Raw genomic sequence first — 16,972 nt, forward strand, 5'->3', positions numbered from 1 at the left:
GGAATGCCGGAGCTGCCGCCTTGTCGCACGCGCGAAAAAGTGGAAGGCTTACAAAGGCTTGATGGTGCGGGAGGCGATCCGCCAGCCGTTAGAGGTCTTCTTCAGAATGTCGGTGTACTCGGCTGCGACGATCGACTTGTCCGCGCGCTGGGACAGCGCCTTGCATAGCGCCTGGACGGTACCGTCCTCACTGCCGGACAGAATAAGGTTGGTGATGTGATGGCTGAGCGACGGGGCCGGAAAATTCCTGAACGCCGTCTTCAGCTCATCCAGCCCGTTCGCGGTCAGGCGCCCCGGATTGCTGAACTGTATATCCTCGGCAAACACATCGCCCATCCGGTCGTATTCTTTCGAATCGAGAATGTAGGCGACCTTGTTGAGAATGTCGGTGATATCGATCCGGTCGATCTCGGCAATTCGGGCCATGTCGTTACTTCCGTGATTTTTAGGATGATTCGGAAAATTCGGCAGCGACGCGCTTGGTCGCTTCAATGACGACGGCCAGGCGCTCCTGATCGAACCGGTGATCGGGGATGACGGAGGCGAGGGCTCCGACCAGCTTGCCCCGGATGAAGACGGGAGCCGCCACGGACCAGGAACCGCCGGTGGATTCGTGGTGGCTGAAGCCATAGCCCTGCGTTCGGGTCAGCGCCAATTCCGCCTTCAGCTGCTCGACCGTCCGGTCCTGTTGGCCGGGGATCTCGAAGCTCACCATGTCTCCGAGAATGTCGTCGACGGCTTCGTTCGGACTGAACGCCAGCAGCGCCTTTCCCGCGGCGCCGCGATAGATCTTGCCCTTTTCACCGGTCAGCCGGACGCGCCGGACCAACTGGCTGGACTCGGCTGAATCGATGCAGAGTCGCTCATCGCCAAGCTGCACAAAAAAGGCAGAGGTCTCATCCAGCTCGGCACACAGGGCCGCGGTCGAGTCCGCCGCCAACATCCGCAGCGGCGCCCAGCGATCCGTTTCGTGAAGCAGAGTCGTCAGGGCCAGCCCCGCGACATAGCGGTTGTTGCTCCCCTGAGCGGCAAAGCCATGAGCCACCAGAGTGCCGAGCAGCCGTGATGCCGTGCTCACGCTGATGTTGGCCGCAGCCGCCATCTCGGACAGATTTTTTCCTTTGCGGTCCAGGGCCGAGAGCAGAGCGAGCGCCCGAGCTACGGAGCGCACGCCCGACTTGTCGTCAGTGGCCGACCGATCTTCGTTTTCCATTCAGTGAAAACCCGTTTTCATTTTTCTAGGCTAAGTGGTGCGTCGCTGTCTTGTCAATCCATTTCCTCTCTGCGAAAAGTGGATTTCACAGAGTGGCAAAACTCGACCGGAACCTGCCTGTCAGCGGAGCAGAACCAGCCATGCTCGACTATCCAGACACGAAACTCCTGATTGACGGGTCCTGGTCGGACGCCTCCACAGGGAAAACCATCGCGGTCGTAAACCCCGCGACCGAAAACGTCATCGGCCAGGTCGCCCATGCGAGTCGGGACGATCTCGATCGGGCGCTGGCTGCCGCCGCACGTGGCTTCGCCCTTTGGTCAGCGGTCTCGGCCTTCGAGCGGTCGAAGCTGATGCGCAAGGCGGCTGAGCTGTTGCGGGCGCGCGCGGACAAGATCGCCGCGCTCATGACGCTGGAGCAGGGCAAACCTCTCACCCAATCCAAGGCCGAAACCCTGGGCGCCGCCGATACGATCGACTGGTTCGCCGAAGAGGCGCGGCGCGCCTATGGCCGGGTCATTCCAGCAAGAGGCGCCGGCATCACTCAGCTCGCGCTCAAGACGCCAGTTGGCCCAGTCGCAGCCTTCACGCCCTGGAATTTCCCGATCAACCAGGTCGTACGCAAGCTCTCCGCTGCGCTGTCAGCGGGATGCTCGATCATCGTCAAGGCGCCGGAAGAGACGCCGGCTTCGCCCGCCGAACTCATCCGCGCCTTCCTTGACGCGGGCCTGCCGGCCGAAGTGATCGGGCTTGTCTATGGCAATCCCGCCGAAATCTCCGAACATCTGATCGCCCACCCGACGATACGCAAGATTTCCTTCACGGGCTCGACGCCGGTCGGGAAGCATCTGGCGGCATTGGCAGGCGCCCATATGAAGCGCGCAACCATGGAGCTCGGAGGCCACGCGCCCGCCATTGTCATGGAGGACGCAAATCTTGGCCTCGCCATCCCGCAACTCGTCATGCAGAAGTTTCGCAACGCCGGTCAGGTCTGCGTTTCGCCGACGCGTTTCCTCGTCGCGAAGAGCGTCGCCGACACCTTCATCGATGGCTTCGTCGCCGCGGCTGGGAAGATCGTGGTTGGGGACGGATCCGCGCCAGGCGTCGAGATGGGCCCGCTCGCCAATGATCGTCGCATCCTTGCCCTGGAGGCCATGATCGCCGACGCCGTCGATCGCGGTGCCAAAATCGCACGCGGTGGGCGGCGAATCGGTAACAAGGGCTATTTTTTCGAGCCCACGGTGCTGACCGACGTCCCGACGGACGCCGTGATCATGAATGACGAGCCCTTCGGTCCGGTTGCCGTCATCAATCGCTATAACTCACGCGATGAGATCATCAGCGAAGCGAACCGTCTGCCCTTCGGCCTTGCCTCCTATGCCTACACGCGCTCTGCCGCACATCAGGAGGCGCTGAAATCGGTGCGCGCGGGGATGATGTCCGTGAACCATCTCGGTCTCGGTATCCCCGAACTACCCTTCGGCGGGATCATGGACTCCGGATATGGCTCAGAGGGTGGATGCGAGGCGCTTGAGGCCTATCTCGACACCCGCCTGTTCACGACGGCCAACAGCCAGTGAGCTGAATATGCGTTCGCGACCAATTCGTCGTCCCGAACGACGCCCCTGCGGCGATCTGCGACGACCGATGCCGCGGGGCAAGCTATGCGCCAACCGTTTGAAGAAAAGGCGTTGTTCGCGGTCGTTAGGCGCTATGCGGGCGCCTCATCGAGCGGCAGAAGGACGTCGTTATAGGCGTTGCCAAGTTCCTCCAGACCACGGGCGGTCACATCAAGCGTCGGCGCCTGGGTGCGCTTGGCCGATCCGGCGACCGATGCGGCGGCAAGAAGGGCCAGAGTCGCAGGGTTCCCGCAGCGTTGATCGCGGAATGAATGAAGGCGCAGCAGGGATGATGCTTGATCGCGATGCCCGGCGTGGAGCGCCGATTGATGCGAATGCAAGTCGTCACCCCGATTCAAACCACAGCGTGATACCACATGTCGGCGGACATGCTCACACAGCCTCAACCGCAGGTGTCACCGAGCCGTCCGATCAGTCTGCTCGCGGCCAAAACCAGTTGCAGCAGTTCCGTGTCCATCGCGGCGATCTCGCCGTCGTGCGTCTCGACGGCGATGCGCAAGAGCGCCCACTTGGCCGCTACGCCATGGATGGGCTCGATCGGCAGCGTACCGGCCTCCAAATCGGCATAGATCGCGGGCGAAATGCCCATGGCGGCCGCCATCTGCACAGGGGTGACGCCGGCCTTGTCGCGCCACTGGGCGAGTTGCGCCGCTGTTGTCATTATGCTGCTGCCTCCTGGGTGACGTCGCCCGGCGTGAGCAGATGGCACGCCGCCTGGTGGCCATTCGCGAGGGTGGTGAGACGAGGCACTTCCGAGCGGCACCGCGGCCCGGCGAATTCGCAGCGCGGATGGAAATGGCATCCGCTCGGCGGGGACAAGGGTGAGGGGAGTTCTCCCTTGATCGGCTGAAAGGAGTTCACGTCGCGCTTGATGCTGGGGATCTCCTTCACCAGCGCCTGGGTATAGGGATGGGCGGGGCGCGCAAATACATCGCTGGCCTCGCCGATTTCGACGACCTTGCCGAGATACATCACCGCGATCCGGTCCGACACGTGCCGGATCACCCCGAGATCGTGGCTGATGAACAGGTAGCTCAAACCGAACTTGCGGCGCAATTCCAGAAAGAGGTTCAGGATCTGCGCCTGCACGGACACATCGAGCGCCGATACGGCTTCGTCGCAGATGATCAGGTCCGGCTTTACCGCCAGCGCGCGCGCAATGTTGATGCGCTGCCGCTGCCCGCCCGAGAACTGGTGCGGGAAGCGCGACTTCCATTGCGGATCCAGCCCGCTGCTTTCCATGATCGCGCTGACATGGCGATCGACGTCGCGCGGTGGCACCACCCGGTGGGCGCGCACCGCTTCGCCGATAATGTCCCCGACGCGTTTGCGCGGGTTCAGCGATGCATGCGGGTTCTGGAACACCATCTGCATTTTCAGCCGGAGCTTGTTGTTGGCTCCCTTCCCATGGATGTCCTGCCCCTGGTAGAGAACCTCCCCGCGCGAAGGCTTGATCAGGCCCGCGAGGGTTCGCCCAAGCGTTGACTTCCCGCATCCCGACTCGCCGACGACCCCAAGCACCTCGCCCTTGTGGATCGTGACGTCGACGTCGTCCAACGCGCGAACGACACTTGGCGGACCGGCCAGGCCGATGCGGCGGGCGATCCGCGCGATCAGGTCGTCCTCCGCCCGAAACGTCTTGCTCAACCCGCGGGCTGACAGCAGGATCTGGGGCTTGATGCTTGCTGCGGCGTTCATGACACGCTTTCCTGAGCCAGGGCCGCCGACGCATGGGCCGGGTGATGGCATTTCGCAGAATGGCTGTCCGACACCCGGACGTCGGGCGGCCGGGTGTCGCATAGGTCGGTCTTTGCAGGGCAGCGGTCGCGGAATCGGCATCCCTGGTCGGCGGCTGGATAGCGGGTGATCATGCCCTTGATCTGAGGCAGTTGCTCGCCCGGTTGTGACCCGGACGGAATCGAGGCGATGAGACCTCTCGTGTAATGGTGGGCGGGCTGGCCGAGCACTTTCTCGGTATCGCCCTCCTCCACAATCTCGCCGGCGTACATGACGCAGATCCTGTCAGCGAGGCTGGCGACGACGGACAGGTCGTGGGTGATCCAGATCATCGCGGTGCCCTTTTCACGGCAGAGCTTGCGCATTTCGTAGATGATCTGGCTCTGGATGGTGACGTCCAGTGCCGTGGTGGGCTCGTCGGCGATGATCAGCGCGGGGCTGTTGACGAGCGCGATGGCAATGACCACGCGCTGGCGCATGCCCCCGGAGAGTTCATGCGGATAGGCGCTCGCCCGTTTCTCCGGCGAGGGGATCCCCACCAGCCGCAGCACGTCAACGGCCCGCCGCCTCGCCTCGACTTTGGAAACCCGGTGATGCGACCATATCGCTTCCATGATCTGCGTATCGATGCGCAGCACGGGATTGAGCGTCATCATCGGATCCTGGAACACCGCTGCCATGGCGTCGCCACGCAACTGGCGCAGTTCTTCATCCGAGAGGGCCAGGAGGTCGCGGCCCCGGAAGCGTATGCTGCCGCCCACGACCCGGCCGGGTGGCTCGACGAGGCCGAGGATCGAGTGTCCGGTGATCGTCTTGCCCGACCCGGATTCGCCGACGATGCCGAGGACCTCGCCGCTGTGCAGCTTGAAGGAAACACCGTCGACGGCGCGCATGGGCTCGCCGCGCGTCAGGAAATAGGTTTGCAGCCCCTCGACCTCGACGAGCACGTCCGGTTTCTCCGGGCTCCGCGTGGATGTGGCTACCATCTGCTAGCCCCTGCCTTTCGGGTTCAGGACCGTCCGAACCTGATCGCCGACCAGATTGATCGCCATGATGATGATCAGCAGCGCGATGCCGGGGAACAGGCTCATCCAGTAGCGTCCCGACATCATGGATTCGAACCCGTTGGAGATCAGCAGTCCGAGCGACGGCTCCGTCGGCGGGAGGCCTACGCCGAGAAACGACAGCGTCGCTTCAAGCGAGATCGCCGAGGCCGTCTGGAGTGTGCCGATGACGATCAGCGACGGCATGCAGTTGGGCAGGATGTGGCTGAAGAGAATACGCGCGTGCGAGAGCCTGAGCACCCTGGCCGCTTCCACATATTCCTTGCGCTGCTCGGCGAGCGCGGCGGCGCGCACAGCGCGCGCGAAATACGCCCATTGCGCGATCACCAGCGCCAGAATGATCTTGTCAACGCCCTTGCCGACCACGGACAAAAGGATCAGCGCGATCAGGATCGTGGGGAAGCTCAGTTGCAGATCGACGATCCGCATGATCACCGTCTCGACCCGGCCCCCCTTATAGGCGGCGACGAGGCCGATCGTGACGCCCATGCCCATGCCCAGCAATCCGCTGCTGATGCCGACGAGAAGGCTCGTGCGCATCCCGTAGAGGATGGCGCTGAATATGTCGCGCCCGGCGCCATCGGAACCGAGCAGGAAGACCATTCCGGTGGAGGACTCACTCCCGGGCGGCTGTCGCGAATCCATGATGTCCAGGACCGAGAGGTCATAAGGGTTCTGCGGTGCGATCAGCGGCGCGAAAACCGCCGCGAGCACGATCACAATCAGAACGACAAGGCTGAGCGTGGCGACGGGACTTGCAAAGAAATCCATCCAGAACAGGCGGCCCGGGGATGGCTCTGCAGACTTGCCAGAAAGCAACTTGCCCGGCAGCAGGCTGAACGGGCGGCGATGGCTTTCTGACATCACGCCGACTCCGACTTGAGCGAGATGCGCGGATCGAGGATCGAATAGACGATGTCGACGATCAGGTTGAGGATCATGAAGATCAGCACGCAGACGATGAGGTAGGCGACCACGACCGGCCGATCGACCATTCTGATCGCATCGATCAGCAGCTTGCCCATTCCCGGCCAGGAATAGACCGTCTCGGTGACGACTGAAAAAGCGATGATGTTGCCGAATTCCATGGCGGACACGGTCATGACCGGCAGGATGACGTTCTTCAGGATATGCACGTAGGTGATCCGCCCGCGGCGGACGCCCTTGGCCCGCGCGAACTTGACATAATCCTGACCGGATACTTCCACCGTTCCCGCCGCGGTGAGCCGGATGATCAGCGCGATCTTGAACAGCGACAAGGTGAGCGCCGGCAGCAGGATGTGCTTGAGACCATCGAGCGTGAGCACGCTGAGTTCAAGGCCGAACACGGAGCGTGTCAATCCACGGCCGCCCGACGGCAGCCATCCCAGTTGCACGGCGAAGAGCATGATGAAGACGATGCCGATCCAGAAGGTCGGCAGGCTGAAGGCCACGATCGAGCTGGACATGATCGCCTTGGCCGGGAGGGAGTTGGGCCGCAATCCGGCGAGAAAGCCCAGCGGTATCCCGATCACGAGCGCCAGGATCATCGCGACGACGGCGAGCTCCAGCGTCGCCGGAAGCCGCTCCACCACGGTCGCGAGGGCGCTTTGGCCGTTCACGAAGGAAATGCCCAAATTGCCGGTGAGGGCATTCTTCAGGAAGACGAAATACTGCTCGTGAAGGGGTCGGTCGAGGCCGAGCCGCGCGATGGCATCGGCGATATCCTGCTGCGAGGCATCCGCCGGCATGAGGATGTCGACGGGATTGCCGACTACATTGAGCCCCACGAAGACGATCATCGACATCGCGAGAGCCACGAACGCGCTCTGCAATATGCGCCGGAGGATGTAGAGCGTCATGGACGGTCGTCCCCATTCCCGACCGGCGCGGGCGCGCCGATGCCGACGCGATATCGTGTCGCCGGTTGCATCACACCTTGCCCGCCGTGGGTTTCATCATCGATTTGTTGTAGTTGACCTCATTGCCCGCCGCATCAAATCCGCTGCGATTGCTCAATGTCTCCAGGGCTTGCCCGTAGAAGTGAATCTGGACGCCGGGTGACACATCCTCGTAGTGCACGCTGTGGATGTCCTCAGGCCCGAACACAACGGCATCGCCAGGACCGACGATCTTTTCTTCGACGAGTTCGATACCCGCGGGCTGACCGTTGGCATCGACCTTGCGCTTGTAGATCCGGTTGCGCTCCTCGCCCAACACAGAAGCAACGATAGCCCAGGTCTTGTGATTGTGCGGAAACGTGCTTTTGCCGGGCAAAACCGTGTTCAGATAGAGCACGAAGCGGTCGTCCGCGCCGGAGCCCAGCTTGTAGCGCTGCGACTTCCCTTCCTTGGGCAGGGCGAAATCCTGCAGCGGGAAGAGGTCCGCCCGCTCTGCCAGGGAAGCGACCATCTGGCGGATATGCGCGAGCGTGTCGGGGCCGGGGCCGTCCTTTTCCATCTTCGCGCTGGCTTCCTCGATCAGGCGCCGGACAGCCAAATCTCTTTCGTCTGCGACATTCATGGCGAACTCCTTCTATGCGACGGCGGGGTCGGGACAGGGACGTGCCTGCAAGCCGCTGGTCTCGGGATCGATCTGATGAATCGCGACCGCCTCGATTGAGCCGCATATCGGCAATCCCGGGGCCGGGATCGCGCTGCGCGCCGGAACGGCGGCGGGCTGCAGGGTGACGGCTGCGTGCTATCCTCAAAAATAATGAGCAAATCCATAGGCTTGGACTGCCGTGGCGAAGTCAATCCACGTTGCATGTGCTCCAGACAATGCGCGGCCAATCGGGATTGGCCGACGCACACAGATCGGCCCGCGGACGATTTTAGCCCTGCCCGCCCAGCGTATCCATGGCGAGCGTGCGCTCGTCGGTGCGTGCGCGATAGGTCATGCCCTTCTTTGTGCTCCAATAGTTCACCGGGAAGTAGATTGGAGCCACAGCGACATCGGCCATGGATATCCGCGTTGCCTCCGCCATGAGGGCCGCACGCTTCGTATCATCCAGCTCTTGCGAGGCCTGGCTGATGAGCTTGTCGACCTCCGGGTTGGAGTAGCGCCCACGGTTGGACGAGCCCAGCCCCTTGGCCTTGTCATAGGTCGCGACCACGGATCTCAGCGCAACCGACGCCTCGCCGGTCTGGCCGCCGAAGCCGTAGAGGAAGAGGCTGAACTGCGACAGGCCCTCCGGGCCGCCGCCCGTGGCGCGCGGCACGAAAACCGAATAGGGCATGGTCTCCACCGCGGTCCGGATGCCGATCCGGGTCAGCATCTGTGCGATCGCCTCGGCCACCGCCGCGTCGTTGACATAGCGGTCGTTGGACGAGTGCAGCGTAATCGCGAAGCCGTTGGGGTAACCCGCTTTCGTCAGAAGGGCTTTGGCGTCAGCCACGCTGAACTTGTCCGGTCCAAGCTCGGGAGCGGACCCGAATATCTCCGGCGGCACCAGCTGGCCCGCCGGCACGCCCATGCCCTCCAGTGCGCGGCTCCCAATCGCCTCGCGATTGATCGCCTTCGAGATGGCCTGGCGAACCTCGAGCTTCCGCAAGGGGTTATCGATCTCCGAGCCGTCGATGCCCTTCACAAACGGCGAGCGCACCCGGCTGTGGTCGAAGGCAAGGTAGATCATCCGGTTGGAGACTTTGCTGCTCAGCGACAGAGCCTTGTTGGATTGAAGGCGTTCAAGCGAGGACGGCGGCACGAAGTCGATCAGCTCGACATCGCCCGACAGAAGCGCGGCGACGCGTGCCGGGTTGGAGGATATCGGGCGCAGCGTGACCTGCATCCATTCCGGCTTCTTGCCCCAGTAGCCCTCGTTCCGCTCGAGCCTGATATGTTGCCCGGATCGCCACTCCACGAACCGATAGGGACCGGTTCCCACCATCGCGGTCCCGCGATTGTAGTCGTCTGTCGTGGCCTTCTCGCCCACCCTCTTCGAGATGATCGAGACCGTCATGATCTCGTTGATGAGAATGGGATTTGGCGACGGAGTCGTGATGCGTATCAGGTGGTCGTCAACCTTCTCGAGCTTCTTGTTGCCGAGATAGGACTTGAAGGAGAAGGGGGAATTCGGAACGTTCTGCGAGCGTTCGAAGGTGAAAAGTACGTCGTCCGCCGTGAACGGCGTGCCGTCGTGGAATTTGACGTCCTTGCGCAACGCGATTTCCCACGTCAGGGGATCGATGACCTTCCAACCTTCCGCCAGAGCCGGAACGGGCTTCTGGTTCTCGTCGGCGTGGAACAGCCTGTCGAAGATATGCTGGGACAGCGAGTTGCTGGCCGCAGTGTTCTGCCAGTGCGGATCGAGTGACGGCGGCTCCGTGAAGCAGCCGATGCGAAGCTCCTCGATCTCGGCAGCTTGAACGACCGCCCCCCCTGCCAGCAGAGCGGCCGCGCTCGCGGCGCCAGACAGCGCGAGGAGATGACGACGGCTCAAGCCAGCGCGCTCATCCGGGGGGGCTATTGAATTCCCGACTATGCTCATTGCTGCGACTCCCATTCTTTCCCCTCGCGATAGTCGCGAGCTATAAGCCACGCCCGTGCCTTTCCGGCATTGTCTTGCGATCGAAATCCAAATCGAGCCAATTCTTCGTCAGGCGCCACCGACAGCGATTGCTGGTCCCGGTCTCTCCTGGTCACGCCACCGCCGTTGTAGCGCCGACACCCTGTCCCGTGCCGCCCGGCATGGCCTGGATGGCGGCCTCGCCGGCCGAGTTGCCGGCGATCCGGCCAAAGACGGACCCCGCCATGAGACCCGTGCCGCCGGGATAATTGAAGTAGAAGAGGCCACCGACGAGTTCGCCCGCGGCGTAAAGGCCTTGAATCGGCTCTAGATCCTCGTCCAGGACCTGAGCGTCTCCATTGATCCTCAGGCCGCCGAAGGTAAACGTCACCCCGCATCCGACCTGGAATGCGCAGTAGGGGCCCTCGTCGATCGTATTCGCCCAGTTCGTCTTGTTGACGGCAAGCGATGTCGTGCCACGCCCATCCTTGATATTCGGGTTGAACGGAACATCCTTTTGTACCGCCGCGTTGTAGCTGGCGATTTCCTGCAGGAACGCCTTGGCGTCCACGCCTTCCAGCTTGGAGGCGAGCTCCTCCAGCGTATCGGCGGTGACCTTCGTCACCTGCTTGATGCGATATTCGTCGCGAAGCAGGTGGGTTACTTTGCTGTCGAAGATCTGCCAGGCGAAGTTGCCCGGCTGCTCAAGAATGACGCGGCCGTATTTCGCATAGGTGTAATTGCGGAAATCGGCACCCTCGTCGACAAAACGGCGCCCAAGGGCGTTGACCATGATGCCGAACGGATAGGAATGTTTCTGGAAGCCGTCTCCGACATCGAGATCGCCGAACTCGGGGGCATTGAAGTCCCAGCCGACCGCGTGGCAACCAGACCAGTTTCCATAGGAAGCCGCGCCGATCGCCTTCGCCATGCGAATGCCGTCGCCGGTGCTGAACCGCGATCCGCGCACGCGCGCCAGTTCCCATTCCCGGCCGAGATACTGAGCCCGCATGGAAGGGTCAGCCTGGAAACCGCCAGCGGCGAGGACGACGCACTGTGCGGAAATGTCCTTGATTTGTCCGCGCTCCTTGATCTTGACGCCGGAGACCTTTGACCCGTCGTAAAGCAACTCAATCGCGCGTGCATTGTAGCGAACCTCGACGCCGCGCTTGCGCGCGATCTGGGTCTCGCTTTCGACCAGTCCGGGGCCGCCGCCCCAGGCCTCGACCGTCAGCCCGCCCCAGAACTTGAACTTGCCGTCGATCTTGAACGCCTGGCGGCCATAAATCGGCTGGAAGCGAACGCCCTTGCCGCTCAGCCATTTCATGGTGCTGAAGCTTCGGCGGACGAGAAGCTCGCACAGGACAGGATCCGAGCGATAGCGCGTCACGCGGAACATGTCGTCGAAGAACTGATCTTCGGTGTAGCTCTGGAAATCGGTCTGGGCAATCTCGCCCTCGGTGAGGTCGGGCATGATCTCGCGAAGATCGTCGACGCCCTTATAGGCAAAGCGGATCGCTCCTGCGGTGAAGCGGCTGTTACCGCCGCTTTCGCTCTCGGGCGCCCGCTCCAGCACAAGCACGCGAGCACCCCGTTCCTCGGCCGCAATCGCAGCGCACAAGGCGGCATTTCCCGCGCCCACAACAACGACGTCGAATTGATCCACCGGTCATTCCTCAGATGCACTCTATTGCATTCAATTGAATACATACGAAGGCGGCGAAGTCAACTCGTGCAATCCGGTGCCTGACTTCGGCTGTCGATCGCTGGGCTGAGGCGTCTTGGAGGGAAGGCGTGAACCGGGCCAAAAGCGCGCATGCCCTTGCAAAAAGTCGGGCCTGACGCAGCCTCCTGCCGCGCAGGCAAGGCAAGGCAAGGCAAGGCAAGGGAGAGGAACGCGTCATCACGCCGGAGGCGCGGCCCTCCAGCGGTCACAAACCCGCAAAATCGATGGCAAACGGGATGCGTGAGGACGAGCAGCCGAACTGCTGTCAGGGCTCGTCGAGCCGCCCGGCCGAGGCAGCCGCCGCGCGGTCCTGCGCCTCCGCGTAAATCAGTTTCAATCGCGCCTGATGGGACGCAGCGCTGTGCCGGCTTGCCGCTGCGGCTGCCGCGTCGCCGTCACCTTTGGCGATCGCCTCCACGACCTCGGCATGTTCCGCGATCGCCTCCTGAGCGCGCATGGGCAAACTTAGCGTCGTCGGACCCAGCAGGGCGAGTGATTCAGCCAAGGTCTCCTGCATGCGCTTCAAAAAGCGGTTGTGGGCGCAATCGCCGATGGCCGAGTGGAACAGCCGGTTGGTCGATGCCAGGTAGGGTATGTCGTGGCAGTTCTGGGAATCGCGCTCGACCATGTAGCGCAGGGAGGCTATTTCGGCTTCGTTGGCGTGCTTGGCTGCGAGGCGGGCGGCGGTCGCATCCAGGACTTCGCGCATGACGTAGAGCTCGGTCACGCTCTGCGCATCGAGCCGCGGCACGACAAGGCCGCGCTGATCGCCGTAGACAAGCAGGCCTTGGGCCTCCAGGCGCCCGAGCGCCTCACGCACCGGCGTGCGGCTGACATTGTAACGGGAGGCGATTTCATTCTCGCGGATCCGGTCTCCCGGTTTAAGCTCCCCGCTCAGCAACGCCTTGTAAAGCAACTGATAGAGCTGGACGGAGCTGGTCTTGCCGGTCCCCTGCTCACCGTTCGGTGCTTTCGCTTTTCTGATCATGTCGCTCCACCCACACTGCAACCCTTAGACGCGTGGCTATATGACAGCAAGGGGTATCGGGTGCGTGAAAGACGGGCCGCCGGGCGGTGGCCCGCCGTGCTATCCGTGGCGCGGTGGCCGCGCAGGCCTGCGGGCGTGGCCTCACCGCTCGGGATATCAGAGACCGTAGATATCCTTGGCCGCTTCGGCGGATATCATTCCGTCGCGAAGGTCGGCCAGAACGAGCGCCCTGTCGCGGGTTTTCGGGTCACCCAATCCGCCGCCGCCGGGCGACAGAACCACCACGCGCTCCCCTGGCGGGATGATATGGGCCCCTTTCGCCGCGAGCTTTGCGCCCGAGCCGAGCAGCAAACGTCCGGCAGCGCCGTTCTGTCCGCCGTCATAGCCGCGCGGCGGGTTGTCGACCCGCTCGTAGACGGCATTGTAGAGGAAGCTCTCGTCGAGCAGGCTCTGCAACTCGATATGTTGCCCCAGGCCGCCCCGCGTCTTGCCGGCGCCGCCACTGTCGATCCGATACTCTTTTTGCCAGACGATGATGGTCGAAAGCGACTCGAAGACTTCGACTGGTCCTCCGCGAACCCCGCTCGGAAAACCCGTCGCGGACATGCCGTCGCGGGATGGCAGCGCGCCCATGCCGCCGGTCGTGACGAGCTGCACCAGATAGTGATCGTCCAGCCGGGGCGGTGAGGACCGCGGCCCCTTTGCGCGCAGGCTCCACAGGACGCCCGTATTCTCCGCCGGGACCCGGTGCGGCACCGCTTGCCGGAGACAATTGAAGATGAGATCCGGCAGCATCAGGCCGATCTGGGCGCGGGCGAGCACGGCGGCCGGCTTGAGCGCGTTCACGATCGATCCTTCGGGCGCCGAAATCGTCCTTGGCTCCAGCGAACCGTGATTGTTGGGGATGTCTTTCGCCACCACGCAGCCGATGGCGTAGGACGTATAGGCCAGCGTATAGCACAAGGGAACATTGTAGTTCCGCTTGGTCATCGGCGGCGATCCCGTGTAGTCGACATGGATGCCCGTGTCGCTGATGGTCAGCGCGGCCTTCAGATGGATCGGCTCGTTGTTGCCGTCCAGGGTCAGCTCGCCATGCCAGGTTCCCTTGGGAAGCTTCGCGATCTCGCGCAGGACCGCCTCGCGCGAGGTCTCGATGATGTAATCGGATATGGCATCTAGGCGGTCGAGAGCGAACTCGCGCATCGTCTCGGCGAGACGTTTGCCGCCGATCGCGTTGCAATTGATGAGCGAATAAACGTCCCCGACCGTCTCGACGGGCTGTCTTGTATTGGCGCGGATGACCGCCATGAGCGCTTCGTTCATCACGCCTGCGTCGACGATCTTCACGATGGGCAGATAGAGGCCTTCCATGAAGACGTCGGTGGAGCTCACCCGGTCGATCGGGCCACCGATGTCCATGATATGGCTGTTGCACGCGAAGATGGCGACGAGCTTCCCGTCGAGGAAGCATGGGGTCGTCACCGAAATATCGTTGGTATGGCCGGTACCCATCCAGGGGTCGTTGTGGATGAACACATCGCCCGGCCGCATCTCGTGCAAGGGATAATGCGCGATGACGTGGCCGACCGCCAGCGCCATGGAATTCACGTGACCCGGCGTGCCTGTCACGGCCTGCGCCAGCATCCGGCCGCGCGCGTCGAAGACACCGGCGGCAAGATCACCGGATTCCCGAACGATCGTGCTGAAAGCCGTGCTCTGCAGCACCTGCGCCTGTTCCTCGACGATGGCTGTCAGGCGGTTCCAGACGATCTGCTTCGTCACAAGGTCAACGCTGTCCGCCGCAGTCATATCTTTTGCTCCCTGGCTTCCAGGACAATCGAGCCGATGGCATCGATGTGCGCATCGAAGTTCGCGGTCACGACGGTGGTTGTTTCCGCTTCGGCGACGATGGCGGGGCCTGCGATACGCATGCCGGACGTCAGGGTCTCGCGATCGTATATCGGCACGGTGCGCATGTGGTTTGCCTGACCGTCGTAGATTTCCACCGTGCCGCGCGCCCTCGCTCCGTCGATCCGCCCGACGGGTGGAACGATGGCAAGCTCCTGGGTTGCCGTCGATACCAGCACGCATACGGAAAGGATCTCGATTTCGGCGTAAGGGATGACGCGGTCGAACTGCGCCTGGTAGGCCTCCTCGAACACCGCCCTGAAGGCTTCCGCATCTGAGGCCTTGTACGGGCCCTGTGGGATGGTGACGGGGATTTCATGCCCCTGTCCGAGATAGCGCATGTAGGCCTGCCGATGTTCGACGAGCGGAGCATCGCCCGCCGCCGAAGAGACCCACGCGCGCACCTCGTTGGACATCGCGCTCACGAATGTGTCCAGCCGTTCGGGCTCGAACTGATCGAGCCGCATGGTGAAGGAGCGCACGCTTTCGAAGCTGACCGGCGCATCGAGAAACCCGATGGCCGAGCCAACGCCGGCGCTGCGGGGAATGATGACGCGGCCGATCCTGAGCTTTTCCGCGAGGCGGGCGGCGTGGACCGGCGCGGCCCCGCCGAAGGCGATCATCGTGTAATGCTCGGCGGCAGCGCCCTGTTCGACAGCATGCGCGCGCGCTGCCGAAGCCATGTTCTCGCAGACCATCTCGTAAATGCCATGCGCGGCCGCATGTGGGCTCAGGCCGAGCCCTTCGCCGACGGCGCGATGGACCGCATCGCGGGCCAGATCTGGCTTCAGCGCGATCTTATTTCCGGAAAAGCGATCGGGATCGAGGAAGCCCAGCACCAGGTCGGCGTCCGAGACCGTTGGCTTCTCCCCGCCAAGCCCGTAACAGGCGGGTCCGGGATCGGACGAGGCGCTTTCCGGCCCGACATTGATCCGGTTCATCAGATCAAGACGCGCGATAGAGCCGCCGCCGGCGCCGATCTCCACCATCTCAACCACCGGGATCCGGATCGGCAGGCCGCTGCCTTTCAGGAACCGGGCTGTGCGATCAACCTCGAAAAACCTGTTCTTGGTGGGGCTGAAATCATCGAGAAGGGTGAGTTTTGCGGTCGTGCCGCCCATGTCGAAGGCCAATACCTGCGTCTCGTCGAACTTCTTCGCCAGCTGGCAGGCGAAGATCGCGCCACCTGCCGGGCCGGACTCGACCATGCGGATCGGGAACCGCCTTGCGAGGGAGAGCGAGGTCAGCCCCCCGCCCGAGGTCATCAGCGCGATCGCACCTCGGAACCCGGCTTCGATCAGGCGCTGTTCCATCTGGTCGAGATATCGGTCCATCAGCGGCTGGACATAAGCATTCAAGACTGTCGTCGAGGTCCGCTCGTATTCCCTGATTTCAGGGCAGACTTCATGGGACAAGGAGACCGCGACATGGGGCAGGCGGCTGGCCAGCAGTTTCCCGACCGCCTTCTCATGTGCTGGATTGATGTAGGAATGGAGGAAGGAGACCGCGACGGCTTCGACCGACTCGCGCTCCAGCTGCGCGGCGATCTCCAGGACGGCCTGTTCGTCCAGCGGAACGCGCACCAGGCCTCGTGCATCCATGCGTTCTGGAACGCCGAAGCGGAACGGGCGGGGAACCACGGGCGCGGGGCGCACCAATTCCAGGTCGTACTGATCGAAGCGGCTCTCCGTACCCATCTCGAGAACGTCGCGAAACCCCTGGGTCGTCAGCAGCGCCGTGCGCGCGCCGCGGCGCTCGATAATCGCATTTGTGGCGAGCGTCGTGCCGTGAACGAATATGTCGACGTCGTCGAAGCGGCGCCCGGCGGTGGCAAGTATCTCCGAAATGCCCGCGAGGACGCCTTCTTCCGGTACGCGCGGCGTGGTGAGCACCTTGGTCGTCCAGCTCTTGTCGCCTTGTCGCAGAACCACATCGGTGAACGTGCCGCCCACGTCCACTGACAGTTTCAATTCCGCCATATCGAGCCCCTTCCTGTGCAGATATCCTCCGGGCTCACGACCCGGCGCCGGCATCCATCTGGGAATTCAGATGTATTCATTTGCATCCGCTTGTCAACATTCGTGATGTGGGCTAAGCAATCCAGGTTGCCGGCGTGGCCTTGGGCCATGACATTGACGAAGCCGTCCGGGGGTGCTGCTCTCACGCGCGTCCTGCGCGTTACCGCCAAGAAAAGATACTATTCCCCAGGA

At 63.0% G+C, this 16,972-nt stretch carries 15 protein-coding genes; 1 reads left to right on the top strand and 14 read right to left on the bottom strand.

Going from position 1 to position 16,972, the window contains the following annotated elements:
• Window positions 1-48: 48 nt before the first annotated feature.
• Together C7450_RS10955 and C7450_RS10960 are read right to left on the bottom strand one after the other, a co-directional pair.
• On the bottom strand, window positions 49-426 hold the full coding sequence (locus C7450_RS10955) for a nuclear transport factor 2 family protein (RefSeq protein WP_110374486.1): 378 nt from the start codon (window positions 424-426) through the stop codon (window positions 49-51).
• Window positions 427-445: 19 nt separating this feature from the next.
• Complete coding sequence (locus C7450_RS10960; RefSeq protein ID WP_110374487.1) at window positions 446-1,213, bottom strand: IclR family transcriptional regulator; 768 nt, start codon at window positions 1,211-1,213, stop codon at window positions 446-448.
• A 140-nt stretch (window positions 1,214-1,353) separates the two neighbouring features.
• Here C7450_RS10960 and C7450_RS10965 point away from each other — a divergent pair, with 140 nt between their 5' ends.
• On the top strand, window positions 1,354-2,793 hold the full coding sequence (locus C7450_RS10965; protein WP_110374488.1) for an NAD-dependent succinate-semialdehyde dehydrogenase: 1,440 nt from the start codon (window positions 1,354-1,356) through the stop codon (window positions 2,791-2,793).
• A 131-nt stretch (window positions 2,794-2,924) separates the two neighbouring features.
• Here the strand turns inward: C7450_RS10965 and C7450_RS10970 are convergent, their stop codons facing one another.
• The 12 genes from C7450_RS10970 to C7450_RS11030 all read right to left on the bottom strand — a co-directional run bounded on the left by C7450_RS10970 (window position 2,925) and on the right by C7450_RS11030 (window position 16,741).
• The gene (locus C7450_RS10970) at window positions 2,925-3,173 is read right to left on the bottom strand and encodes a DUF927 domain-containing protein (RefSeq protein ID WP_170147197.1); all 249 of its coding nucleotides are present in this window, start codon (window positions 3,171-3,173) and stop codon (window positions 2,925-2,927) included.
• Window positions 3,174-3,235: 62 nt separating this feature from the next.
• A complete protein-coding gene (locus tag C7450_RS10975) occupies window positions 3,236-3,514 on the bottom strand; it encodes a helix-turn-helix domain-containing protein (RefSeq protein WP_110374490.1) in 279 nt (92 codons plus the stop codon).
• Window positions 3,514-4,551, bottom strand: a complete 1,038-nt coding sequence (locus C7450_RS10980; protein ID WP_110374491.1) for an ABC transporter ATP-binding protein — start codon at window positions 4,549-4,551, stop codon at window positions 3,514-3,516. The genes C7450_RS10975 and C7450_RS10980 overlap by 1 nt, the downstream gene beginning before the upstream one ends.
• Window positions 4,548-5,576, bottom strand: a complete 1,029-nt coding sequence (locus C7450_RS10985; RefSeq protein ID WP_110374492.1) for an ABC transporter ATP-binding protein — start codon at window positions 5,574-5,576, stop codon at window positions 4,548-4,550. Before C7450_RS10985 ends, C7450_RS10980 begins: the two co-directional genes overlap by 4 nt.
• Window positions 5,577-5,579: 3 nt before the next feature.
• Window positions 5,580-6,518: an ABC transporter permease gene (locus tag C7450_RS10990; protein WP_110374493.1), complete on the bottom strand. Its 939-nt coding sequence runs from the start codon at window positions 6,516-6,518 to the stop codon at window positions 5,580-5,582.
• Window positions 6,518-7,495 carry an ABC transporter permease gene (locus tag C7450_RS10995; RefSeq protein WP_110374494.1) on the bottom strand — a complete coding sequence of 326 codons (978 nt, stop codon included), beginning with the start codon at window positions 7,493-7,495 and terminating at the stop codon, window positions 6,518-6,520. Before C7450_RS10995 ends, C7450_RS10990 begins: the two co-directional genes overlap by 1 nt.
• Before the next feature lie 70 nt (window positions 7,496-7,565).
• Window positions 7,566-8,156, bottom strand: a complete 591-nt coding sequence (locus tag C7450_RS11000) for a cysteine dioxygenase family protein (RefSeq protein WP_170147198.1) — start codon at window positions 8,154-8,156, stop codon at window positions 7,566-7,568.
• Between the two features lie 310 nt (window positions 8,157-8,466).
• Complete coding sequence (locus C7450_RS11010; protein ID WP_210206423.1) at window positions 8,467-10,074, bottom strand: ABC transporter substrate-binding protein; 1,608 nt, start codon at window positions 10,072-10,074, stop codon at window positions 8,467-8,469.
• Window positions 10,075-10,273: 199 nt separating this feature from the next.
• Window positions 10,274-11,806: an FAD-dependent tricarballylate dehydrogenase TcuA gene (tcuA, locus tag C7450_RS11015; protein ID WP_110374498.1), complete on the bottom strand. Its 1,533-nt coding sequence runs from the start codon at window positions 11,804-11,806 to the stop codon at window positions 10,274-10,276.
• 325 nt (window positions 11,807-12,131) lie between these two features.
• The gene (locus C7450_RS11020) at window positions 12,132-12,854 is read right to left on the bottom strand and encodes a GntR family transcriptional regulator (RefSeq protein ID WP_110374499.1); all 723 of its coding nucleotides are present in this window, start codon (window positions 12,852-12,854) and stop codon (window positions 12,132-12,134) included.
• Between the two features lie 156 nt (window positions 12,855-13,010).
• Window positions 13,011-14,663 (bottom strand): hydantoinase B/oxoprolinase family protein, encoded by a 1,653-nt coding sequence (locus tag C7450_RS11025; protein ID WP_110374500.1) that lies wholly within the window; start codon window positions 14,661-14,663, stop codon window positions 13,011-13,013.
• Window positions 14,660-16,741 (bottom strand): hydantoinase/oxoprolinase family protein, encoded by a 2,082-nt coding sequence (locus tag C7450_RS11030; RefSeq protein WP_110374501.1) that lies wholly within the window; start codon window positions 16,739-16,741, stop codon window positions 14,660-14,662. The genes C7450_RS11025 and C7450_RS11030 overlap by 4 nt, the downstream gene beginning before the upstream one ends.
• Window positions 16,742-16,972: the final 231 nt, after the last annotated feature.

This window comes from Chelatococcus asaccharovorans (assembly GCF_003201475.1).
GTDB classification, from domain to species: Bacteria; Pseudomonadota; Alphaproteobacteria; order Rhizobiales; family Beijerinckiaceae; genus Chelatococcus; species Chelatococcus asaccharovorans.

Bases quoted from the DNA above. Each gene is read 5' to 3' on its own strand.
- C7450_RS10955 (WP_110374486.1), bottom strand. From the start codon at position 426: ATGGCCCGAATTGCCGAGATCGACCGGATCGATATCACCGACATTCTC.
- C7450_RS10960 (WP_110374487.1), bottom strand. From the start codon at position 1,213: ATGGAAAACGAAGATCGGTCGGCCACTGACGACAAGTCGGGCGTGCGC.
- C7450_RS10965 (WP_110374488.1), top strand. From the start codon at position 1,354: ATGCTCGACTATCCAGACACGAAACTCCTGATTGACGGGTCCTGGTCG.
- C7450_RS10975 (WP_110374490.1), bottom strand. From the start codon at position 3,514: ATGACAACAGCGGCGCAACTCGCCCAGTGGCGCGACAAGGCCGGCGTC.
- C7450_RS10980 (WP_110374491.1), bottom strand. From the start codon at position 4,551: ATGAACGCCGCAGCAAGCATCAAGCCCCAGATCCTGCTGTCAGCCCGC.
- C7450_RS10985 (WP_110374492.1), bottom strand. From the start codon at position 5,576: ATGGTAGCCACATCCACGCGGAGCCCGGAGAAACCGGACGTGCTCGTC.
- C7450_RS10990 (WP_110374493.1), bottom strand. From the start codon at position 6,518: ATGTCAGAAAGCCATCGCCGCCCGTTCAGCCTGCTGCCGGGCAAGTTG.
- C7450_RS10995 (WP_110374494.1), bottom strand. From the start codon at position 7,495: ATGACGCTCTACATCCTCCGGCGCATATTGCAGAGCGCGTTCGTGGCT.
- C7450_RS11000 (WP_170147198.1), bottom strand. From the start codon at position 8,156: ATGAATGTCGCAGACGAAAGAGATTTGGCTGTCCGGCGCCTGATCGAG.
- C7450_RS11020 (WP_110374499.1), bottom strand. From the start codon at position 12,854: ATGATCAGAAAAGCGAAAGCACCGAACGGTGAGCAGGGGACCGGCAAG.
- C7450_RS11025 (WP_110374500.1), bottom strand. From the start codon at position 14,663: ATGACTGCGGCGGACAGCGTTGACCTTGTGACGAAGCAGATCGTCTGG.
- C7450_RS11030 (WP_110374501.1), bottom strand. From the start codon at position 16,741: ATGGCGGAATTGAAACTGTCAGTGGACGTGGGCGGCACGTTCACCGAT.